The organism is Thorsellia kenyensis, from assembly GCF_042432445.1.
GTDB lineage: Bacteria > Pseudomonadota > Gammaproteobacteria > Enterobacterales > Thorselliaceae > Thorsellia > Thorsellia kenyensis.
The window spans coordinates 74,595-97,980 of sequence record NZ_JBHLXE010000013.1; the positions used below are offsets into that span (position 1 = coordinate 74,595).

Consider the following 23,386-nt stretch of genomic DNA (forward strand, 5'->3'; position numbering starts at 1 on the left):
AGAAAAATTAACATCATCATGGGGAAGTAACGGTCATTATAAAGCTTCAAGTCTTTCAAGTAATGTTCTGGTAAGTTCAGTTCTTACGCTATTACATGTTCTTGAAATTTTGAATTGGTATGCTGAATCCACCATTGATACTGTATCTGTGTTTAGGTTTTCTCTAAGTTCCATATAACTTTTGGCTTGTGTAAGCACACGATTTAGATCACCACTTTTTGCCTCGTAGCGTTTTTGGTGTACACGCTTTAGGGCTTCTAGTTCCCTAAGACAAGTTTGTAATACACCACCACCGGCTAAAGAGCTATTAGTTTGTGGGGTAGCTTGTTGTACAATTGGCTGTACGACTGGTTGGCCGTTACGCTCTACCATTTCATCGACTTGGCCTGCCTCTTGATACTCAGTTGTCGTTGCAACAGCTTGGCAACCAGACAAAGATATCACAGCAAAAAAAGCAACAAAAAGGCGCTTGATTGATTTGCTGACTTCAAAGAATATATGAGTTTTCTGTCTTTTCATGTTTATTTATTTTGTAGGCTAACACTAGTATTAGGGCGCACAAGTTTCAAATTAATTAAATTGTTTGTTGTCGCCAAGATTAAACCATAAAAATGATTAATGTTTTGTATCATTAGCAAAAATATTTCTACATTATAGCGTGCCTTTCGTCTACTGACAAAGGTTAATGCAAAAAAAAAAGGTTTTAATTCACTAAAGAATAAAAAAAGAACAATTATCCTTCTTTTTTATTTTTTTTCATTTCTTGAGATATTTCACGTCTTTCTGAAGAGAGTTCAGCCGTTTTGATGATATATCCATCAATTCGATCTTCATAGTCACTCTTCATCATAGCTATAATCGCTTTAATTTCATCAACTGTCATATTCGGCTTGATATATTCATTAAGATTATCTAGCAATAGGACTCTTTTTTGGTTATCACGAATCTTTTTTTCTAAATCGGTAATTTCGCGTTTTAATTTGTTTTTTCTACGAACAAGTCCAACGAACTCAATCACATCATGAAATGTATGGTTTTTAAGGCTATCCATTATTACTCCTTATATACTACTGTTCGCTTTAACTATCATTATTATCAACTAAACTGTTTAGATGAATTTGTTTTTTAAATTCAATTAAGATTATTTCATTGAATTTAAAATATTTTCTTAGTTGCCGAAATTTCAATATAACTAATCGTTCGCTAGTTTAACATAGTTAAATCAGTTAATCATCTCAAAAATGGCTTTCAAAATGTGATTTATCTCAAGTTGATTCATTTCAATAACTACAACTTAATTAACTAAGAACAGCACTCGACTCAGACAAGATTTTTACCTTGTAATCTCTTGATTTATTCGGGCAAACATTTTTTCAAATAAAAGTATTTTGGATAAATACTTATTTTTATCCAAATGCAGGATATAATATTTACTATTGTAACGATAAATAGAGAAAAAATCTTTTTTTATTCCAGATTATTACTAATTTAACGCAAGAGAATCACCTAACATGACTACTGCTACACCAGCAAGTTTTTATATATATGACTTTGAGACTTTTGGAACACACCCCGCATTAGATAGACCATCTCAGTTTGCAGGGATCAGAGTAGATCATCATCTTAATCCTATAGAAGAGCCCCTTGTTATTTACTGCAAGCAAGCAGATGACTATCTACCAAATCCTGAAGCCGTTCTGATCACTGGTATAACCCCACAACTTTGTAATCAAAAAGGGGTAAGTGAAGCAGAATTTTCGCGTTTAATTCATGAAGCTTTCAGTAAGCCGAACACCTGTATACTTGGGTACAACACAATAAAATTTGATGACGAAGTGACTAGACACCTTTTTTATCGCAACTTTATCGACCCTTACGCGCATCACTGGCAAAATGGCAATTCTAGGTGGGACATGGTTGATGTTGTTAGAGCAACTTACGCACTTAGACCTGACGGCATCAATTGGCCTTTAAATGATGAAGGTTTTGTTAATTTCAAATTAGAAGCATTAACTCAAGCGAATGGTATAGTACATGAATCGGCGCATGATGCAATGAGCGATGTGTTTGCAACCCTTGAAATCATGCGTCTTATTATGGCTAAGCAGCCGAGAATATTTCAGTATTTATTTACCCATCGTGATAAGCAGAAGTTAATTTCACTTCTTGATTTTGTTGATCCTACACCTTTAGTACATATTTCAAGCATGTATGGCGCTGCACGAAGTAATATGAGTATTATTTTACCCATCTGTTGGCACCCTTCGAACAAAAATACATTTATTGCTTATGATTTAACTTTATCACCTACACCACTATTTTCATGTGATCCCCAAAAGATTAGAGAACACCTTTTTACACCAAAATCTAAAAGAGATGCTAATTATACTCCTGTAGGATTAATGACCATCGCTTTAAATAAATGCCCTATTTTGGCGCCTATTAAAACTTTATTACCTGACACCATTTTGCACCTTAATTTGAATTTTGACGTAATAGATGCCCACATAGCATTATTAAAATCTCATTCAGAGTTTAGGCATATTGCGAGCGAAGTATTTAATCAAGAAGTATCTTTTAACAGTGACACTATATCAAATGATGTAGATAATCAGCTCTATTCGGGTTTCTTTTCTCAAGCAGACAAACATTTATTTGAACAAATTAGATCAACAATACCTAAAAATTTATCTTTGATTGATATTAAAAACGATGATAAGCGTATTGAGCAACTCTTTTTTAGATATAAAGCGAAAAACTTTCCGTTTACTTTAAATATAGATGAGCAAGATCGTTGGCTTGCACATCGTAAGGATAAATTAACGCCTCAGGCACTTGAAAAATACGTGGCTCAGTTAGAAAATTTAGTGGAATTGAATCAAGAAAATCCCAAAAATTTAATGTTACTCAAACGACTATTTGATTATTTACAGGCGATTGCTCAATAAAAAACTAACTCTCGTATATATTTTAAGCAATTAAGAGTGTTAAAAGAGGCAAGTGAGTAAATTTGTTAGGATTTATCAGTTCTTTTGCTACAATAGCACGTCGTTCTTTCTGTCCATGTAGCGTGAAGGAAGGGACGAACCGGCTAGATATCTAGCCGGTCATTTACTCTTAGAAAGGTGTATGTTGTGCTTCAGCCGCAGCGAGAGCCACCATATTCACAATTCTTCTAACAGAAGATATCGCAGTTAACACATGTACCGGTTTACTTATCCCCATCAAGACAGGTCCCACAGTGACACCTTCTGTAGTACTCACTCTTAATAAGTTATAACCAATCCTTGCTGATTCCATATTAGGCATGATCAATAGGTTAGCCGCACCTTTTAGAGAACTGTCCGGCATAATTGTGTTTCTAATTGATTCATCTAATGCTGCATCCGCATGCATTTCACCATCGATTTCAAGATCTGGTCTTTCACTTCTCACTAATTGTAAAACATCACGCATTTTTTGAGCTGAATCATCATTACCCGTTCCAAAATTTGAGTGTGATATAAGCGCAATTTTGGGTTCTATACCAAATTGTTTTATTGCTTCCGCGGCCATAATAGTAATTTGTGCAAGAGATTCTGCTGTAGTGGATTGATTCACATAAGTATCTGCAATGAAGGTATTACCTGTTGGTAAGTTCAAAGCATTCATTGCTCCAGCTACATTTACGCCTTCTCTAAATCCTAATACTTCTTCAATCACATCATAATGCTCTTCATAGCTGCCTATTGTTCCGCAAATCATTGCATCTGCTTCATTACGTTTTACCATCAAAGCTGCAATTAAAGTAGGATTTCCAATCACACTTCGCTGTGCTTTTTCTTGCGAGATCCCTTTGCGTTTCATCATTTGATGATAATCTGTCCAATAATCTTTAAAACGGGGATCTGATTCATTATTAACTACCTCAAAATCAATCCCAGGTTTAATATGTAATCCTAATTTTTCTATTCGCATTTGAATCACATTAGGGCGGCCAATTAAAATTGGCTTAGCCAGTTTATGAGTCACAATCTCTTGAGTAGCATGTAATACACGTTCCTCTTCGCCTTCAGCAAGTACTACTTTTTTCAAATTTTGCTTTGCTTTGTTGAAAATAGGACGCATAAAGAGCGTAGTTTTATAGACAAATTCAGTTAAATGCTCTATGTAGCTATCCATATCCTCAATAGGACGTTTAGCGACGCCAGATTCCATAGCGGCTTTGGCGACGGCTGGAGCAATTTTTATGATAAGACGCGGATCAAAAGGTTTAGGAATTAGGTACTCTGGTCCAAATGATAAACTTTCGTCAGCATAAGTAGAAGCCACTTGTGAGCTTTGTTCAGCATGGGCCAATTCGGCTATGGCTTCAACACACGCCAATTTCATCTCTTCATTAATGGTTGATGCGCCTACGTCTAGTGCACCTCTAAATATGAATGGGAAGCAAAGCACATTATTAACTTGGTTAGGATAATCAGAACGTCCAGTGCAAACAATCGCATCAGGTCTTGCAGCTTTTGCGGCAGGTGGTAAAATTTCTGGTTCGGGGTTAGCTAGTGCCAAAATTAAAGGGGAATTGGCCATACTCTTTACCATCTCTGGTGTTAACAATCCTGGACCAGAACAACCTAAAAAGATATCGGCTCCTTCTATAGCATCAGCAAGTGTTCTATTACCGTTATCTTTTATCGCATAAGCTTTTTTCGTGGCATCCATTTTTTCATCACGCCCTTCAAATATCACCCCTTTTGAGTCGCATACGACGATATGCGATTTAGGTAATCCCAAGCTTTGTAGTAAATTCAAACAAGCGATAGAGGCTGCTCCCGCACCTGAGGCAACCAGTTTCACCTCATTAATCGATTTTTGAACTAGCTTCAAACCATTAATAATTGCAGCTGCGCTGATTATTGCCGTACCGTGCTGATCGTCATGAAAAACGGGAATACTCATTCTTTCCCTAAGTTTTTCTTCGATATAAAAGCATTCTGGTGCTTTAATGTCTTCAAGATTAATTCCACCAAAAGTAGGCTCTAAGGCAGCAATGATATCAATTAATTTATCAGCATCTTTTTCATCTACTTCTATATCAAATACATCGATTCCTGAGAATTTTTTAAATAAAACCCCTTTGCCTTCCATTACAGGTTTGCCTGCTAATGCCCCGATATTTCCAAGCCCAAGGACTGCTGTACCATTCGAAATTACACCGACCAAATTTCCTTTAGCGGTGTATTTGTAGGCAGCTAAAGGATCTTCAACAATCTCAAGGCAAGGTGCTGCGACGCCTGGCGAATAGGCTAATGCGAGATCTCTTTGAGTTGCTAATGCTTTAGTGGGTTCTACACTAATTTTCCCTGGTTTAGGAAATTGATGAAAATCTAATGCACTTTGTTTGATATTGTCTTCCATGGGTTCCTCTTGTTTTGGGTATTAACCTAGTTGGGAATAAAGATTTTAACATCTCATTTTAACTACATAAAATGTAGATTATATTTTTAAATCGACCACTTTAAAAAGTTTTTGTTTGTCTTCAAAAAATCAGTTTTTTTAGACGAAAACGGTCTATGCGCTTTAGTAATTTTATATTTTATCACATTAAAAAAACTAACACCTGTGACTTACGAGAAAATAAGTTATATTTTAATTTCCTCAGCTTACTACTAATAAGATAAAGCAAGTTGATCACTTACCATTTTAGCAGGCGGCTGAATTAAAATATACTCAATGGAAATCGAGATGCAGGTTTTGTATTACTGACCGACCACTCAATGGGTATCGGAATAATATCTGGATCTGCAACTTAAAGTAACTTCAGTATATAATACCTATTTTACCTAGCCCATTGCGTTACAAGAGATAAAATAATATAGAGTACCCTTAAATCGTTATGATTAATACGATATGCACTTGCCGCCTGGACACTGGGTTTTGCATGATATGCAACCCCTAATGCAGCGGTTTTTAGCATAGGTAGATCATTTGCTCCATCGCCTATAGCCACTGTTTGAGATTTGGAGAATCCTAATTTCTCACTTAATGAAGTTAAAATTAGCGCTTTGAATTTCGCATCAACAATATCGCCCTTAACTTGGCCAGTCAAAAGCCCATCTTTAATTTCTAATTGATTAGCATAAGTTTCAAAGAGTCCTAATTTGTCTTTTAAAAAATCAGAAAAATAGGTAAATCCTCCAGAAGCAATGACTACTTTCCACTGTTTTTCTGTTAACAAAGTAACTAGCTTTTCCAATCCTGGCATTAAAGGTAAGCTATTTCTTACCTGGGAGAGTATCGTTTCACTCGCTCCTTCTAACTTGGCGACTCGAGCTCTCAGACTTTCACTGAAGTCTAACTCACCTTGCATCGCCCTTTCTGTAACTTCACTGACTGCTCGACCAACACCGTATAATTTGGCTATCTCATCAATACATTCGATTTCTATCGCAGTAGAATCCATATCCATAACTAATAAGCCAGGTTTCTCGAGTGATGGCAATCCGATTTTATTTTCATTTAACAAATAATCTATGAAGTACTGTTGGCTGAGCTCAGACAATACATTCTTAAATGCTTCCAAAAAAACTGATGATACTTTTAATGTAACAATGTTTAAACCTAACTCAATGCTCATGTTTGAGATATATAATTTACCCTCTTCAGTGGTTTCACTAGTTAGAATTTTTGTGAAAGCACTGAGGATACCAAAAAAATCACTCTGCTTAAGTTCATTGAAAATGATAGCAAAGGTTACATCAGTCTGATTACATTCCAGAGAAGATATACCTTCTTGGACTAAATGATACATTTTCTCTGACGAATTGTTAGCTACATTCAATTCTACTCGTAAGACTTTTGAAGCGTCCCAATTTATTGGTAAAACTAGCACATCGCTATTTGTTTTTATCTCAATACTGTTTAATCCATTAGAATTATTCACTTGTCACCTCTAAAGCTTTTAATTAGTTCAGCTTCCAATTAGCATACATGTACCGACGTCAAATGGTTAATTTATACGTTCTATTTTTGCACCTAAACGGCGTAATTTCTCTTCAATTGCTTCATAACCTCTATCTATATGATAAATTCTATCAACAATTGTTTCTCCTTTTGCGATACAGCCTGCTATTACTAAACTGGCTGATGCTCTTAAATCCGTGGCCATCACTTCTGCACCACTTAATTTTTCAACACCATGAGATATAACTGTATTTCCTTCTATTTCAGCTCTAGCACCCATTCTGATTAACTCAGGCACATGCATAAAACGATTTTCGAATATGGTTTCAGTAATTACAGATGTACCTTGTGCTACCATATTGAGCAAGGTAAATTGTGCTTGCATATCGGTTGGAAAACCAGGATGAGGAGTTGTTCTTATATTTACCGCTTTGGGGCGTTTATTTCTCATATCCAGAGTAATCCAATCATCCCCGATTTCTATCTGTGCACCTGCTTCTTTCAGTTTAGCTATGACCGCATCTAACAAATCAGCCCGTGTATTTTTACAGGTTATCCTTCCACCAGATACAGCGGCTGCGACCAGAAATGTACCCGTTTCGATTCTATCAGGTACGACGGAGTAGGTTCCACCTCCTAATGTTTCCACCCCCTCAATAACAACTTGATCGGTTCCTGCCCCCGTTATTTTGGCTCCAAGAACATTTAAAAAATTTGCTGTATCAATTATTTCCGGTTCTCTTGCCGCATTTTCAATGACTGTTTTTCCTTTAGCCAAGGTGGCCGCACTCATGATAGTTAAGGTTGCACCTACACTGACTTTTTCCATCACAATCAGCGCACCTTTTAATCGACCATTAACAGATGCTTTAACATACCCATCTTCTAAAACAATTGTAGCACCTAACTGCTCCAATCCTGAAATATGCAAATCAACAGGTCTTGCCCCAATAGCGCATCCACCAGGTAAAGATACTTGCCCTTTTCCAAATCTAGCAACTAAGGGACCTAATGCCCATATTGATGCTCTCATAGTTTTAACTAAATCATAAGGCGCACAGTATTCGTTAATTTGACTTGCATCAAGTGTAATATCTTCATCTCTATCATATTGAACACCAAGCCTAGCTAATAGTTTAAGCGTCGTATCAATATCTTTAAGATAAGGAACATTTTTTAATTTAACAGGCTCAGTTGCTAAGATTGTTGAAAATAGGATAGGTAATGCTGCATTTTTTGCACCAGAAATATCCACATCCCCAGTTAAAGGACCATTACCGATAATTTTAAATTTTTCCATAAAGTTGTTATGCCTTGCATGATTGTTATACAGAACTCGAAAAGGCTTTGATAAAATCAAAGCCTTTTCGATACATTTTGTATTTTAGAAATTTATTGATAGAATTATTTGTTTAAAATTTGTCTTTAGTGTTTACATACCCATTAGCTTTCTTTCTCTTTGCCATAATTCAGGTGTGTATATTTTAAAGTTTACCGCATGAACGGTATTATCTGCAATAAATGGGAGGAGTGGTTGATAAAGGTATTGTTGCTGTTTTACTCTCGATGTAATTTCATTAAATATTTCACCTACAGCAATAACATTAAAATGGTTTCCATCCCCTGTTACGTGCACTTCTTGGAGATTTAACTCTTTTTTTAAAATTGCAGCTATCTCTTCATTATTCATCATTTATTTACCTGTTAGTTGATGTTGGTTAAAGCGGTAATCTATATGCTTGTATCAAAGATTGTAATTTCTCATTAATGCCTATTAACTTTTTTTTGTCCGTTTTATTCATTAAGCATAATTGAGTCAATAGGGCAAGGCCGGAGGAGTCAACATGGGTTACCGAAGTTACATCAATAAGATTAACTCCCGAGAAACTTTTTTTTTCTGTATACAGAGACATAAGAGTTTCTCTCGTTAATTGTCCAACCACAACCAATCTATTTTGCTCAACATGAAAAGTCAATTGAGCATAATAACTTTTATCCATAGTGTTATTTCCAAGAGTACACAAGTTTTGTAGAATAGAACGTTGTTCACTAGTGCTATTATCGTTTAGTACCCTATTATTGCCCCAAAGTGACTTTTAAATTAGCATCTCTTTGTAATTGTTCAGTTAAACCACTTACACCTTTTTCTTTGATTAATCCAGACCATTCAGATTGTTTAGTAGAGACCATACTAATCCCTTCAGCGGTCATATCATACGCTTGCCATTCACCAGATTTACTATTTTTACGCCAAGCAAAATCTAAACGAATAGGTGGTCTACCATTATTATTGTTAATAGTGACGCGTATAGAGGTAGTTTCTTTATCAGCATAAGGTTGTTCCTTTGCTATATCAATAGTTTGATCAGTGTAAGAAGCTAGCGCTTGGGCATAGACTTGAACAAGATAATTTTCAAATGCCTTAAAAAATGCCTCTTTCTCTTGCTCACTAGCAGATTGATAATAGCGCCCTAATACGAGTGCTCCTGCATATTTCACATGGATATAGGGGAGTAATTCTTCTCTTACAATATTTTTTAATTGTTCTGGATTTTGCTTAATTTGCGTTTGTTCATTTTTCATTCTATCAAAAACCTTAGCTGCAACTTCATTCATCAATGCATACGGATTTGTTGCGTCTACAGCGTTAGCATTAAATGTACTAAGTGTAAAAAGTACAAATAGTGCATATTTCATTTTAGCCAGCTTTAACATTAACTTTTTTAACATAATTCATTTCCTCATTCATTAGGGGCATGGTGACTTGTGGTTTAACTTGTTTTAATTAACTCATCAGAGTAAAAATCAGTCTAAACTATTAGGAATAGGTTCATTTAACTCACTAGATTTTTCATCGGCCGTAGGTTCAGACTTCCCTTCGCCTTTAAGGCTGTATACAATTTGTCCTATGATGTCCTCAAGTACAATAGCAGATTTTGTATCTTCAATCCATTTTCCATCCGTTAAATAATAGGTATCAAATAAATCTGGATCATGAATGCCGAGGTTTAAGGCAAGGAACTGTTCTCCTAATAAACCTGCGCTTCTTACTGCAAGAGAACTACTGTTAGGTATTTTATTGTATTGACTCTCAATTTCCATTGTTACTAAAGGGATCAATAATTTATCATCAAGCGCGATATCAGTGATACGACCTATAACTACCCCACCTATTTTTATAGGGGATTTAACTTTTAAACTGCCAATATTATCAAAATGTGCATAAAGTTTATAAGCGCCTTGATGTTTAAAATTCTTAACATCTGCCACATTGAATAAAAGAAACATCAATGACAGGAAACCTAACAAAATAAATAGACCGACAAATACTTCTAATTTAATTTTTTTCATTCATTTACCTAATTTGATTAAACAACACACTACCTAAACCCGATATAGTAAGATCTGGGGCTTTTTTGAACTGCATATACATCAACCAAACATCAAAGCCGTCAAAATGAAATCTAATCCGAGAATAGCTAAGGATGCATGAACTACTGTTTTGGTTGTCGCTTGGCTTATTCCAGAAGAGGTTGGTACAGAATAATAGCCATTATAAAGTGCAATCCACATGACAACAAATGCAAAAACAATACTTTTTATCAGCGCATTAACAATATCGTATCTGACTTCTACAACGTCATTCATAGCAGCCCAAAAAAATCCAGAATCGATACCTTTCCACGTGACGCCAACAAGTGCACCACCCATTATACCTATGCAAGAGAAAATGAGTGCCAAAAGGGGCATACTTAGAATACCAGCCCAAAACCTTGGAGCAACCACTCTTCTTAAAGGATCAACCGCCATCATTTCTAAACTAGATAATTGTTCTGTTGCTTTCATCAATCCTATCTCTGCAGTAATAGCAGAACCCGCTCTTCCAGCGAATAATAAGGCAGTAACCACGGGTCCTAATTCACGTAGCAAAGATAAAGAAACCATCATTCCTAAACTATTTTCAGCACCATAGGTAGTTAAAACTAAGTACCCTTGTAATCCAAGCACCATACCGATGAAAAGACCTGAAACGATGCAGATTAATAATGATTGGACTCCGACCACATAGATTTGCTTTACAACGAGGGGAAATTGCTTTTTAAATTCAGGTTTTCCAATTAAAGCATGAAATAGCATCAAACCCGCAGTTCCTAAATTTTGTATAAATTTAATCGTACGGTACCCTAAAAGGCCTAATATATTTGATAGTGTTTTCATTATCTAAAGTCTAACATTAATAAAAGCATCTTCGTAAGGAGATGCAGGGTAATTGAAAGGAACGGGCCCATCAGCTAAACCATCGAGAAATTGTCTCACTTGAGGATCATTTTCATTTTTTAATTCATGTGGGGTACCTTCAGCTATTACTCGCTTATCTGCGATTATATAAGCATAATCAGCAATACTTAAAACTTCTGGCACATCATGAGAAACGACTATACAAGTGATACCTAATGCGGTATTAATTTTTTTGATGAGTTCAACTAATACCCCCATAGTAATAGGATCTTGTCCAACAAAAGGTTCATCAAACATGATGAGGTCGGGATCTAACGCCATTGCTCTGGCTAATGCAGCGCGTCTTGCCATTCCCCCTGACAATTGAGAGGGCATCAATTCACTTGCTCCCCTCAATCCTACTGCTTCTAGTTTCATTAATACGATGGCATCAATGATGTCTTTGGGAAGATTTGTATGTTCTCTTAATGCGAAAGCTACATTCTCAAATACGGTTAATTCAGAAAACAATGCCCCCGATTGAAAAAGCATCCCCATCCTTTTTCTTAGGTTAACAAGTTCAGAACGCCTAAGTTCGTTGATGTTAATACCATCAAAAGAAATAACCCCGGATTTTGGTTTAAGTTGGCCCCCAATCAATCGTAGTAAAGTCGTTTTTCCGATACCTGATGGTCCCATAATTGCAGTAATCTTACCTAACTGAATGTCTATATTTAAGTTGTTAAATATAGCTTTACCATCCGTGGCATAGCTCAAGTCAGTAATCTGAATTAAGCATTCTTTACTTTTTAACATTTAGCGTATCCTTGCACTTTGCATAATTGATTGCCTACACATTAACCATGAATACCTTTTGCTGCCCCAGCATCTAGCATGAGGTGACAGTTCTGATGTAAATGTAAGATAGATGCAGGTAAAGATTCACTTAAAGGCGCTTTCATTAAATAAAGCACAGCATTTGCTTTCTGATCGCCTACCGCCACTAAAATAATAGTTTTAGCTTTTTTTATCGTTTTCATACCGATAGTAAAAACAGAATCAGGGACCACTAAGTCTTTACCGATTCTCTCTTGTAATGCATTGACTATATTGGGATTACTTTTATCGACCTTGACCTCTCTTGACTCACTTTCAAATGAAGAGCCAGGAAGATTAGCGGCAATGTGGCCGTCTGATTCCATAGAAAGAAGGGCTATATCTAAGCCGCCGGCTTTGGCAATAGTATCATCGATTTCTTTGATATTCGCGTTAGAAAGCGGATGAATTCTATTCATCGGTATTTGTGCAGGAATAAAAAATCTGTCCCGTAATCTTGCGTAAGTGAGCATAGAAACATCTCCGGCATTTACCGGTATCTCATCTGCAACAAAATAATTCACTTGCGCATATTGTGGTTGTTTTAGTTTTGTCACCATATGCTCATATACTTGCATAGGCATAGTACCCGCACTGATAAGCACATTGACAACTGTTTCTTCTGGAATTTTACTTAAAAGTAATTTAGCCACTTCAAGGGATAACGCATCTCTATCGGAAAAAAATTTACTGTGCATTAGGTTACCTTCTCAATTAAATTAGGGGGTTACTATTCTTATAAGTTTCATTAATTATATTATACCTTTTTCTGATGATTCTTTGAAGATACTCGGCAAAACAAATAAAAAGTTTATTCCCCTCATATCTAACTTAAAAAGTTAACTTATTCAAATTGATTTTTCCTGTATTGATTGAGTCACGAAAGTGAATGCTTTTAATATTGGCCCAATTTGTTATAGAATGCGCAAATTGAAATTTAATTATCAAAAGAATATTATCAAAATTAAAAGGCGTTAATTTAGTGTCTGTATAAAAATCGCTACTGAGGTATTGCACATGAGAAATGAAAATGATTTCAAAGCCAGCGCGCTAAGAACACTTAAAATTGAAATTGAGGCCATAGAAGGGTTATTTCAATACATTGATGAGCATTTCCAGCAAGCCTGTGAACTTATATACCAGACAGAAGGAAAAGTAGTCTTAATGGGCATGGGAAAATCTGGTCATATTGCAAAAAAACTTGCCGCAACATTTGCAAGTACCGGTACACCAGCTTTTTTTGTTCACCCTGCAGAAGCAAGTCACGGTGATTTAGGGATGATTTCTAAGCAAGATATCTTAATTCTTATCTCTAATTCAGGGGAAAGCCCTGAGATTATCGCCCTATTGCATACATTAAAACGTTTAAAAACGCCTATCATTGCGATGACTAACTCAAAAGAGAGTACTCTTGCAAAAATTGCTGATGTCCATGTCTGTATTAAAGTCGACAAGGAAGCCTGCCCTCTTGGCCTTGCCCCAAGTGCTAGTACCACAGCTACTTTAGTTATGGGCGATGCTATGGCAATCAGTTTATTAGAAGCTCGTGGATTTGACGCGAATGATTTTGCTCTTTCTCATCCTGGTGGTGCGCTCGGTAAAAGATTGCTGCTTAGAGTAAAAGATATTATGCATTCTGGTGATGAAATGCCTCTCATTCAAAAAGAAGCCAGCTTAAAAGAAAGTTTGCTGGTCATGACAGAAAAAAAACTGGGTATTGTAGTCATTGTTGATCATACTAATTCTAGGGTGCTTGGCGTATTTACAGATGGGGATTTAAGGCGTATTTTTAACTCAAGTATCAATATCAGTGAAGCTACCATCGATGAAGTGATGAGTAATGGATGCATCAGTATCCAGAAGAATGCCTTAGCCGTAGATGCACTTAATTTAATGCAAGATAAAAAAATTACTTCAGTAGTAGTTAAAGATAAAGAAGTACTTGCTGGTGTATTACATATGCATGATCTACTTAAAGCAGGTGTTGTCTAGCTTTTTGAATACACCTCATTCGAAAGTAAGTTAATTACAAAATATGGGCTTACAGCATAGCGACATAAATTGTCTGTATTGTCTTTTGGCTTACTGGCCCCTAAAGCCTACAATAGTAAAAGATGGCTTTACAGTGTTAAACCTATAATTTTCGCTGTTTTTTATAAGTCATGTTACAATTCGATCTTGATGATCGCAACTCAAGAATGAGTCCTTCATTCTATAACTTTATGAGCAAAAAAATGTCGTATATGAAAATTTTTGATTTATTAGATTTACAGTTAATTGAAAAAGTAAAAAAAATTAAACTGCTTATTTGTGATGTAGATGGTGTTTTAACTGATGGTCTTATTTATATGGGGAATGCTGGTGAAGAGTTAAAAGCTTTTCATGTGAGAGATGGATTTGGAATCCATGCAATTCATCAATTAGGTATACTGACCGCCTTAATCACAGGCAGAGAGTCTAAAATTGTTGAAGAGAGAGCGAAGACTTTAAAAATTGACTTTGTTTTTCAAGGCCAATCTGACAAATCTATCGCATTTGATCATTTATGTAAGCAAACACAACTAAAGCCAGACCAAATCGCCTATATTGGTGACGATCTTATCGACTTACCTGTAATGAATAGAGTGGGTTTATCCGTTGCAGTAGCTGATGCTCACCCCTTAGTCTCTCAATCTGTTGATTATATTACCTCTCTTCACGGAGGAAAAGGTGCAGTTCGCGAAGTCTGTGATTTATTATTATACGCACATAATCAACTTTCTGTTGCAAAAGGATTATCGGTGTAATATAACGATGAATAGATCACTGAAAAATAAATTTAGTTTGGACAAAAACACTTTTTTTATTTTACTTTTATTGCTGGTTGCTTTGATTTTGATCGGCACATTAGTAAGCGATGAATATGCTACAACTGACGCTGACAACATAGACACAAAAGAACAACGATATGTTGCTTTAAATACCAGAACATTGACTTATGGTCTCGACGGTAAGATTGTCCATGAATTAAAAGCTGCAAATATCGAAAACTTCCCTGTATCTGGAGAAAGTTTCATTACAGCACCTGAGTTATTTGTTTTTAATCAAGAGGGGGCTGCTGAGTGGGTGCTTACGTCGAAAACAGCCACTATTGATAAAAATAGAGTGTTAACATTAATCGATGATGTTGAAGTCGAAGGAATTTTAGAACAGAGTATTTTAAAGTCCATTAAAACGAGTAAAGCATCAATTAATTTAAATAGCCAAGACATAACAACCGATAAAAAAGTGACTATTATAGGTCAAGGTTTTCAATCTGAAGGGATTGGTTTAACTGGAAACATAAAAAATCAAACAGCTAAATTATTAAAAGAGGTCATTAGTATCTATGATCCTAGATTGCTTAAAGAATCAAAAAATAACGAGTGATAACTGAAAATTTCTATCCAATCAGTTCATCTAATTAGGATAAAGGCGGTATTTTGTAGCGCCCTTAATGTAACCAAATATGACTGCTTAAACGACCAAAATAATCTCATGAAAAATAATTTCCTTAAAAGATATACTTTTATCAATTTAATCAAAAAAACTGCTTGCTTATCACTCATTATTTTGTCATCTACCACACTATCGGTAACGGCGAAAACGGGAGATACCGATGAACCTATGCATATCACCTCAGATGATCAATCACTAGATATGACAAATAGCGTGGCAACTTTTACTAATAATGTAGTAATTACTCAAGGGACTATTAAAATTACTGCAGATAAAGTGGTTGTCACTACCCCGGGTGGCGATCAGGAAAAGGCCATCATTGATGCTTATGGATCCCCGCTCACTTTTTATCAATTGCAAGACGATGGTTTACCCATTGAAGGTAATGCAAACCATATGCGCTATGAATTAGCCTCAGAGAAAATTACGCTAAATGGAAATGCTTATATTTCACAAGTAGATAGTCACGTTAAAGGAGAAAATATTATTTACTTAGTGAAAGAACAACGATTAGAAGCCAAAGGAAAAAAAGTCACAACTGTGTTAAATCCAAAGCAGGCTGAAAAAAAATAGAGGGATAATTTAACACCCTATTCAAAGTGAATTACTTTATTTGAAGTCTATAGGATATTTAATGAAATCAAAACTTATTGCTGAAAATCTAGCGAAAACGTATAAAAATAGACAAGTTGTGAGAGACGTGAGTTTGACAGTTAATTCTGGAGAAATTGTAGGCTTACTTGGCCCTAATGGCGCGGGTAAAACTACCACATTTTATATGGTTGTTGGTATCGTACAAAGTGAATCTGGGCGTATTCTTATTGATGATAAAGACATTACATTACTCCCTTTACATGAAAGAGCTCGTTTAGGTATTGGTTATTTACCTCAAGAAAAGTCTATTTTTAGAGGATTAACCGTTTTGGATAACTTGTTGGCCATATTAGAATTAAGAAAAGATTTGGATGCCAGCACCCGTCGAAAAAGAGCAGAAGAACTTTTAGAAGAGTTCAATGTTGGACATCTAAGAAATAGCTTAGCTCCTGCTTTATCAGGGGGTGAACGTAGGCGAGTAGAAATTGCAAGAGCTCTTGCTGCCAACCCTCAGTTTATTTTACTAGATGAACCTTTTGCAGGAGTTGACCCTATTTCTATTGGTGACATAAAAAACATCATCGTACATTTAAAAGAAAGAGGGCTTGGGGTATTGATAACAGATCATAATGTAAGAGAAACACTCGATGTATGTGAAAGAGCTTACATAGTGAGTCAAGGACAGTTAATTGCTAAAGGTATGCCAGCTGATATATTAGAGAATGAAGAGGTCAAGCGTGTTTATCTTGGGGAAGACTTTAAGCTCTAACAACTGATATATGATAACGCCATGATAAAAACAACACTTCAACTGAGGACAAGCCAAAATTTTCAACTCACGCCTCAGTTACAACAATCACTCAAATTTCTGCAACTTTCTTCGTTAGAACTTGAAGAAACGCTTAATCAGATGGTGAGTGAAAATCCCTTCCTCACTACTGAGGAATTGATAAATGATGAATTCACCCAGAACACATCTTCATTAGAAAATTTAACTCAAAGTAACAATAACATCCCCCCTGAAGACATCTACTCTAATGATGCTGAGATACTTGATGAACCTCGCTTTGAATCTGATGATATGAAGACATTATATGACTCCTTCAACAATACAATTCAACAAGAACTAGCGACTGATAGTCAATGGGAAGATTACTATCAAGGAGATGATTCTTTAAAAGACTATACAGAAATAAAAAACAATCGATTAAATGAAGAGGACTCTGATTTCTTAGATTATCACAACAGCCACATGACTCTTTATGACAATTTAGCAGAACAAATCGAATTAAGCCTTTTTTCAGAAAAAGAAAAAATCATTGCTTATCATATAATTGATGCTTTAGATGAAGAGGGATATCTTAGCCTTTCAAAAGATGAATTAATATTAGGACTCGAAACTGAGGATAAATATTATTCTTTTATTGAGGATTTTAACAGTGTACTTTTGCGTATTCAGAGATTTGATCCCATAGGATTAGCAACATGGTCTTTAAAAGAACGGCTATTAGTTCAACTAAGTACCAAAACAGATTGTTCGATAAAAACAAATGCCCATATATTACTTTCAAAATATAGTACTCAATTAGAAAAAAGGCAATTTACAGAAATAATAAAACTATCTAAATTAACCGATAGTGAAGTAAAAGACGCACTGAAATATCTTGCCTCATTAGACCCCTTCCCCGCTCAAAAATTTGCTAATCAACAACAAACAATATCAGCACCAGACATAATAGTCAAAAAAAGGAATCAACACATAGATATAAGTATCAATAATCAGATCCTGCCTAAAATAGTGCTTGATAAACAATATGTAAAAATGTTACAAAGTAGTAAGAAATCATCTATTGATCACGAAAATAAAACAGAAAATCCGTTACAATACTTACGACAAGCCTATGAGGAGGCAAAAAACATTCTCATAAGTATTGAGAATAGGCATAAAACATTGTTGCTGATTGCTAATCAAATAGTGGTTTTTCAAATCGATTTTTTTGAAAAAATGGATGGGCAGTTAAAACCAATGACATTAAAAGATATCGCTTCTGATGTTGATATGTCAGAATCTACTGTATCTAGAGCTTGTCAAAATAAAACATTGGTTTGTGATAAAGGGCTTTTTGAACTAAAATATTTTTTCCAAAGCCACGTTAAAAATGAAGACGGTGAAAATGTTTCTGCAGAAAAAATTAAAACGCTCATTAAACTTTGGATTGAGGAAGAAAATAAAGCAAAGCCTTTAAGTGACAGTAAGATTGAATCTTTATTAAACAGTGAAGGGTTAGTAGTGGCGAGAAGAACAGTGGCTAAATACAGAGAACAATTAGGCTTTTCACCTTCTCACTTACGTAAAATGATTTAAATAAATGCACAATTGTAGCATATCACATTATAATAATTATAAATTGATGTTCACCTAGAGAAGATTGTTTTAAGAAACCAGTATATTTATCTCAACCACAAAAAAGGAGTTTTATATGCAAATATCAATCGTTGGTCATCATATTGAAATTACCCAAGCAATTAATGAATTTGTTGAGTCAAAATTTCCAAAATTGACTCAATACTTTGATCGTATTAATAAAGCCCAAGTTGTACTTCATATCGAAGGAGTGAATCGAATTGCGGAAACAACTCTTTTTGTTAATGGAGGAGAAATACATGCAAAAGCTGAGCATGATTCAGATATGTATGCTGCGATGGACATTTTACTTGACAAACTTGCAAGACAACTTACTAAACATAAAGAAAAAATGAGAAATTAGTCGTTTCAAAAACTTTACCTATACTATGCTAGTATAGGTAAAGGCAGTTTACTTCTGGCATGACCACTCATTTCTCCAAATTAATACTCACGTATATAAACATCGTCTATGACTTTTATATAGTTACCTAGATAATTTATAATCAAGAATAAGGCTTTATATGATTTTAATGATTGTCAGTGGTCGTTCTGGTTCAGGTAAATCGGTTGCATTAAGAGCACTTGAAGATATGGGCTTTTACTGTGTTGATAATATACCCGTGAATCTACTTCCCTCACTAGCAGAAGAACTTTCAGGAAAATTTGAAACTGCTGCAGTTAGCATCGATGTTCGTAATATGCCTAAAGATCCTGCTATCTTCGATTCAGTGATTGAAGCATTAAAAGAAAAATGTCATCCACAATTACTTTTCTTAGAAGCTGATAAAAACACGCTTATAAGGAGGTATAGTGATACAAGGCGTTTGCATCCGTTATCTATAGAAAATCTCACACTAGAAAACGCAATCGAAGTTGAAGCAGAACGTCTAGAGCCAATAAAGCAACAAGCTGATCTATTAATAGATACTTCAGAAATGTCGGTGCATGAGCTTGCAGAGATGCTCAGAGCGCGTTTATTGGGGAAAAGAGAAAGAGAACTCACCATCGTTTTTGAATCTTTTGGATTTAAACATGGGTTGCCAATTAATGCCGATTATGTTTTTGATGTTCGGTTTTTACCCAATCCACATTGGGATCCTAAGCTAAGGCCTATGACAGGTCTTGATAAGCCAGTTGCTGCCTTTTTAGCACGTCATACTGAAGTGCACAATTTTATTTATCAAACTCGTAGTTACCTAGAGCAGTGGTTACCTATGCTGGAAACCAATAATAGAAGTTATCTGACTATTGCGGTGGGCTGTACAGGTGGTAAGCATCGTTCTGTTTATGTTGCAGAACAACTTTCTGAATATTTTAAATCTAGAGGGAAAAACGTTCAGTCTCGCCATAGAACATTAGAAAAGAAAAAATAACATTGGATAAAATATAAATATAAATATAAATATAAATATAAATATAAATATAAATATAAATATAAATATAAATATAAATATAAGGAAATTTTAATTGTCATGAGAAATAATCAACCTGTCACTCAAAAGGAGTTCGAGTTAGGCTCAAACACAACACTGACTTCAACTACAGATATTGATAGTCGTATTACCTTTGCAAATGAAGCATTTAAGCATGTGAGTGGATTTGACTACAATGAATTTTTAGGCCAACCACACAACCTAGTCCGTCATCCGGATATGCCTCAAGAAGCATTTTTTGACATGTGGAAAACCCTAAAACGCGGAGAGCCCTGGAGTGCAGTCGTTAAAAACAGAAGAAAAAATGGCGATCATTATTGGGTTGTAGCAAATGCGATGCCTGTCATCAAAGATGATAAGCACATAGGCTATATGTCTATTAGAACTAAACCAACAAGCGCTCAAGTACAAGAAGCAGAAAAAGTCTATGCGCAGATGAGAGAAAATAGATCGCCTTTTAAATTACATAAAGGTTTAGTTTTAAGAAAAGGTTTTTTATCTTTTTTGAATTTGAATAAAGTATTGTCATTGAGAGCAAGAGCACATTTCCCACTTATTTTACTTTCCTTTCTCGTCCTCCTTACAGGCTGGTTTATTGATATGGATAAGTCAAAATTTATGGCACTGGCTGGAAGTACTATTTTCTTTGATATTCTTGCTTTATTATGGATAGAGCTTCAATTAGTTCGCCCCATGTTACACATAAAAAATCAAGCCTTAGACATCGCAAGTGGTAAACAATATGGTTCGATGAGTATTGACAGAGCGGATGAATTTGGGATGACGTTAAGGAGCATTGGACAAATAGGATTAAAATTTAAATGGGTGATAGGCGATTTAAAAGAAGAAACTATGAGTGTATACGATGCTGGCAACAAAATTGTAGACAAGATGGAAGGCTTAAGCAGACAAATAGAGCTAGCAACTGAAAGTGTCAATTCCACAGCGTCTGCAATGACTCAAATCACCTCAAGTGTCCAAAGTACCTCTGAGGCAGCAAAACAAGCGAGCCAATATGCGAGTGTTGCTAATGCGTCTGCCATTAAAGGGGGGAATGCAATGGCGGATATTATTAAAACCATGCAGGAGATATCTGCCAGTGCAAAAAAAATAGGTGATATCATCACTATCATTGATGGCATAGCCTTCCAAACAAATATTTTAGCACTTAATGCAGCGGTTGAAGCAGCAAGAGCAGGAGAACAAGGGAGAGGATTTGCGGTTGTTGCAGGTGAAGTTAGACAACTTGCGCAAAGAAGTGCCCAAGCGGCCAATGAAATCAAAGGGCTCATCGAAAACAGCAACGTTAAAGTTCAAGCTGGTTCTAATTTAGTAGAAAATGCAGATAAAGAAATTACTGAAATTGTCCAACAAGTTCAACGTGTTCATGCAATGATCGAAGATATCAGTAATGCGACACTTGAACAGACTCAAGGCATCATGCAAATTGACGTGTCTGTTGATAAACTTGACAAAATAATCAATGAAAATGCCCATTTAACCGAAGAAACAATGGATGTCACCAAAGAGCTACAAGAAAAAACACAATCTTTAGTTAATGCAACTAAAGCATTTGATTCAAAATAGGGTAAATGTTTTTAGTTCATTGGATTTACAGTTGACTGTTATCCATGAGCTAATTCTCTTAAGCAAATATTTATGCAATAACCATGGGTGTATTAAAAAACATTAATTTATCTAATAGATGCTTGATAATTAGGCTAGCCTTAAACGAATGGGGCTATTTCACATACTGTGAACAAATAATTACCTACATAAAGAATAAAATTTAGCTCATAGTTTTATACACTATAATGACTTCGTTTTAATCTCTTCAGTTGATAATACTTCTGTCAATATAACCCCATCAGTCACATGCATTTTAATTTTTTGCCCTTTTTTCACCTGCAAATGACTTGAAATGCGTTTTTTATCCTCAGATAACACCACTGAATAACCACGATTTAACGTTTTTAATGGGCTAAGTGCATCTAGGCTACTGCATTTAGTGCTTAATTGATTTTTAGCCTGATTAATTAGAAATTCCATTGTAGTATCTCTTTTTGCTCTCAAAAGATTTAGTCTGTTTTTTTGCATTGATACAACATATCGCATATCAATTTTTAATAAACTTTGGCTTAATAACTGAGCTCTTTTTTTATTATCTGAGAGCTTACCTATAGTGGCAGGATAGAGTTTTTTATCTAATAAATTGATTTTCTGTTGGTGTAGAAGAAGAAAATTTCTTATCGATTGGCTTAACTTATATGACTGCTGTTCTAAAAGCTGATGTGCTCTACTTATTCTAATTGTAGGATCGCAAGCAGCTAGCCTTTCTTTAAGTCGAGATAAACGATTTAGCCCTATCTGGTAAGGATTAAATGCATCTAATTTGGTGTTTAAACTCAGCCATTTTTCCTTCAAACCATTGATTTTTTGATTTCCAAGTTTCTCTAATTGATTTTGGATTTCTGTTAAATGCATTAATTGCCGTGTTATTTTAATTTGCGGATGCTGATACTTTAATCTATGAAAAAGGTGATCAAATGTTTGTTGTTGTTGCGAAAAATAGTAATCAACTGCCATCTGTAAGCGTTGCCTACTTCTCTGAACTAATTGAATAAGCGCCACACTATCACGAGAAACCAATTCTGCTGCAGCTGAGGGAGTTGGTGCTCTAATATCTGCCACAAAATCCGCTATTGTAAAATCCGTTTCATGCCCTACCCCACTGATGATTGGTATTTTACTTGCAAAAATTGCTCTAGCAACTCGCTCCTCATTGAAACACCAAAGATCTTCTAACGAACCACCACCACGAGCCACAATAAGTACATCCACTTCATTACGTAGATTAGCTATTTCTATCATTTGGGCTATTTGTTCGATGGCAGATTGTCCTTGGACCATTGTAGGATAAATCACTACGGGTAATCCGGGATCACGTCGTTTTAGTACATTCAAAATATCTTGAAGAGCAGCACCAGACGATGAAGTAATAACACCAATAGATTTAACACTGACAGGTAGTGCTTTTTTTAATTGAGAGTCAAATAAGCCTTCAGCATGAAGTTTATTTTTTAAAGCCTCAAATTTTTGTTGTAATAACCCTTCGCCCGCGGGCTTTATATTTTCAACAACAAGCTGGTAGTCTCCTCTAGGCTCATAGAGAGTAACATTTGCCCTAACTATAACCAGCATACCATTGGCTGGTGAGAAATTGACCCTTATATTATTTCCTCTAAACATAGCGGCACGAATTTGTGCCGAATCATCTTTCAAAGTAAAATACCAGTGGCCTGAACTTGGGCGAGAAAAATTGGAAATCTCGCCAACCAATAATATGTGTGAAGCATTTGCTTCAAGCATCAATCTAATTTGATGGTTAAGCCTCGATACAGTGAACAAGTTATTTTCAGTTGGTGACATAATCGCTTGA

Annotated in this window: 23 protein-coding genes; 10 read left to right on the top strand and 13 right to left on the bottom strand. The window is 35.4% G+C overall.

Translation table 11 applies throughout. The features are described 5' to 3' along the window. Nucleotides 1–36: 36 nt before the first annotated feature. Together ACFFIT_RS00820 and ACFFIT_RS00825 are read right to left on the bottom strand one after the other, a co-directional pair. The gene (locus tag ACFFIT_RS00820) at nt 37–519 is read right to left on the bottom strand and encodes a YuaE family lipoprotein (RefSeq protein ID WP_385875495.1); all 483 of its coding nucleotides are present in this window, start codon (nt 517–519) and stop codon (nt 37–39) included. A gap of 214 nt (nt 520–733) precedes the next feature. Further along, nucleotides 734–1,051, bottom strand: a complete 318-nt coding sequence (locus ACFFIT_RS00825) for a DUF496 family protein (protein WP_385875496.1) — start codon at nt 1,049–1,051, stop codon at nt 734–736. 460 nt (nt 1,052–1,511) lie between these two features. Here ACFFIT_RS00825 and sbcB point away from each other — a divergent pair, with 460 nt between their 5' ends. Further along, nucleotides 1,512–2,948 (top strand): exodeoxyribonuclease I, encoded by a 1,437-nt coding sequence (gene sbcB / locus ACFFIT_RS00830; RefSeq protein WP_385875498.1) that lies wholly within the window; start codon nt 1,512–1,514, stop codon nt 2,946–2,948. Nucleotides 2,949–3,117: 169 nt separating this feature from the next. Here sbcB and ACFFIT_RS00835 read toward each other — a convergent pair whose 3' ends face one another. From ACFFIT_RS00835 to ACFFIT_RS00880, 10 genes are all read right to left on the bottom strand, one after another. Further along, nucleotides 3,118–5,397, bottom strand: coding sequence for an NADP-dependent malic enzyme (locus tag ACFFIT_RS00835; protein ID WP_385875500.1), 2,280 nt, complete (start codon nt 5,395–5,397; stop codon nt 3,118–3,120). Nucleotides 5,398–5,818: 421 nt separating this feature from the next. Then, nucleotides 5,819–6,922 carry a phosphoserine phosphatase SerB gene (gene serB / locus ACFFIT_RS00840; RefSeq protein WP_385875502.1) on the bottom strand — a complete coding sequence of 368 codons (1,104 nt, stop codon included), beginning with the start codon at nt 6,920–6,922 and terminating at the stop codon, nt 5,819–5,821. 66 nt (nt 6,923–6,988) lie between these two features. After that, a complete protein-coding gene (gene murA / locus ACFFIT_RS00845; protein WP_385875504.1) occupies nt 6,989–8,242 on the bottom strand; it encodes a UDP-N-acetylglucosamine 1-carboxyvinyltransferase in 1,254 nt (417 codons plus the stop codon). A gap of 132 nt (nt 8,243–8,374) precedes the next feature. Next, the gene (locus ACFFIT_RS00850) at nt 8,375–8,632 is read right to left on the bottom strand and encodes a BolA family protein (protein WP_385875670.1); all 258 of its coding nucleotides are present in this window, start codon (nt 8,630–8,632) and stop codon (nt 8,375–8,377) included. Between the two features lie 28 nt (nt 8,633–8,660). After that, nucleotides 8,661–8,942, bottom strand: coding sequence for an anti-sigma B factor antagonist (locus tag ACFFIT_RS00855; protein WP_385875506.1), 282 nt, complete (start codon nt 8,940–8,942; stop codon nt 8,661–8,663). Between the two features lie 76 nt (nt 8,943–9,018). Then, on the bottom strand, nt 9,019–9,672 hold the full coding sequence (gene mlaC / locus ACFFIT_RS00860; protein ID WP_385875508.1) for a phospholipid-binding protein MlaC: 654 nt from the start codon (nt 9,670–9,672) through the stop codon (nt 9,019–9,021). A gap of 75 nt (nt 9,673–9,747) precedes the next feature. Continuing rightward, entirely contained in the window at nt 9,748–10,293 is a 546-nt protein-coding gene (mlaD, locus tag ACFFIT_RS00865; protein ID WP_385875510.1) for an outer membrane lipid asymmetry maintenance protein MlaD, read from the bottom strand. An 81-nt stretch (nt 10,294–10,374) separates the two neighbouring features. After that, the gene (mlaE, locus tag ACFFIT_RS00870; RefSeq protein ID WP_385875511.1) at nt 10,375–11,160 is read right to left on the bottom strand and encodes a lipid asymmetry maintenance ABC transporter permease subunit MlaE; all 786 of its coding nucleotides are present in this window, start codon (nt 11,158–11,160) and stop codon (nt 10,375–10,377) included. 3 nt (nt 11,161–11,163) lie between these two features. Then, a complete protein-coding gene (mlaF, locus tag ACFFIT_RS00875) occupies nt 11,164–11,976 on the bottom strand; it encodes a phospholipid ABC transporter ATP-binding protein MlaF (protein ID WP_385875512.1) in 813 nt (270 codons plus the stop codon). Nucleotides 11,977–12,017: 41 nt separating this feature from the next. Then, nucleotides 12,018–12,734 (bottom strand): 6-phosphogluconolactonase, encoded by a 717-nt coding sequence (locus ACFFIT_RS00880; RefSeq protein WP_385875514.1) that lies wholly within the window; start codon nt 12,732–12,734, stop codon nt 12,018–12,020. Nucleotides 12,735–13,053: 319 nt separating this feature from the next. On the opposite strand from ACFFIT_RS00880, the gene ACFFIT_RS00885 reads away from it, so the two are divergent. The 9 genes from ACFFIT_RS00885 to ACFFIT_RS00925 all read left to right on the top strand — a co-directional run bounded on the left by ACFFIT_RS00885 (nt 13,054) and on the right by ACFFIT_RS00925 (nt 21,534). Beyond that, nucleotides 13,054–14,028 carry a KpsF/GutQ family sugar-phosphate isomerase gene (locus ACFFIT_RS00885; RefSeq protein WP_385875515.1) on the top strand — a complete coding sequence of 325 codons (975 nt, stop codon included), beginning with the start codon at nt 13,054–13,056 and terminating at the stop codon, nt 14,026–14,028. A gap of 242 nt (nt 14,029–14,270) precedes the next feature. Next, a complete protein-coding gene (gene kdsC / locus ACFFIT_RS00890) occupies nt 14,271–14,822 on the top strand; it encodes a 3-deoxy-manno-octulosonate-8-phosphatase KdsC (protein ID WP_385875517.1) in 552 nt (183 codons plus the stop codon). A gap of 7 nt (nt 14,823–14,829) precedes the next feature. Further along, a complete protein-coding gene (lptC, locus tag ACFFIT_RS00895) occupies nt 14,830–15,444 on the top strand; it encodes an LPS export ABC transporter periplasmic protein LptC (RefSeq protein ID WP_385875519.1) in 615 nt (204 codons plus the stop codon). A gap of 108 nt (nt 15,445–15,552) precedes the next feature. Further along, on the top strand, nt 15,553–16,086 hold the full coding sequence (lptA, locus tag ACFFIT_RS00900; RefSeq protein ID WP_385875521.1) for a lipopolysaccharide transport periplasmic protein LptA: 534 nt from the start codon (nt 15,553–15,555) through the stop codon (nt 16,084–16,086). A gap of 61 nt (nt 16,087–16,147) precedes the next feature. Then, nucleotides 16,148–16,876, top strand: coding sequence for an LPS export ABC transporter ATP-binding protein (gene lptB, locus ACFFIT_RS00905; RefSeq protein ID WP_385875522.1), 729 nt, complete (start codon nt 16,148–16,150; stop codon nt 16,874–16,876). 21 nt (nt 16,877–16,897) lie between these two features. Further along, a complete protein-coding gene (rpoN, locus tag ACFFIT_RS00910) occupies nt 16,898–18,472 on the top strand; it encodes an RNA polymerase factor sigma-54 (protein WP_385875523.1) in 1,575 nt (524 codons plus the stop codon). Nucleotides 18,473–18,587: 115 nt separating this feature from the next. Next, on the top strand, nt 18,588–18,875 hold the full coding sequence (hpf, locus tag ACFFIT_RS00915; RefSeq protein WP_385875525.1) for a ribosome hibernation promoting factor: 288 nt from the start codon (nt 18,588–18,590) through the stop codon (nt 18,873–18,875). 160 nt (nt 18,876–19,035) lie between these two features. Then, nucleotides 19,036–19,887, top strand: a complete 852-nt coding sequence (gene rapZ, locus ACFFIT_RS00920) for an RNase adapter RapZ (RefSeq protein WP_385875527.1) — start codon at nt 19,036–19,038, stop codon at nt 19,885–19,887. A gap of 99 nt (nt 19,888–19,986) precedes the next feature. Then, nucleotides 19,987–21,534 (top strand): methyl-accepting chemotaxis protein, encoded by a 1,548-nt coding sequence (locus ACFFIT_RS00925; protein ID WP_385875529.1) that lies wholly within the window; start codon nt 19,987–19,989, stop codon nt 21,532–21,534. A gap of 222 nt (nt 21,535–21,756) precedes the next feature. On the opposite strand, the gene xseA is transcribed toward ACFFIT_RS00925, so the two are convergent. Next, on the bottom strand, nt 21,757–23,376 hold the full coding sequence (gene xseA / locus ACFFIT_RS00930) for an exodeoxyribonuclease VII large subunit (RefSeq protein WP_446697441.1): 1,620 nt from the start codon (nt 23,374–23,376) through the stop codon (nt 21,757–21,759). Nucleotides 23,377–23,386: the final 10 nt, after the last annotated feature.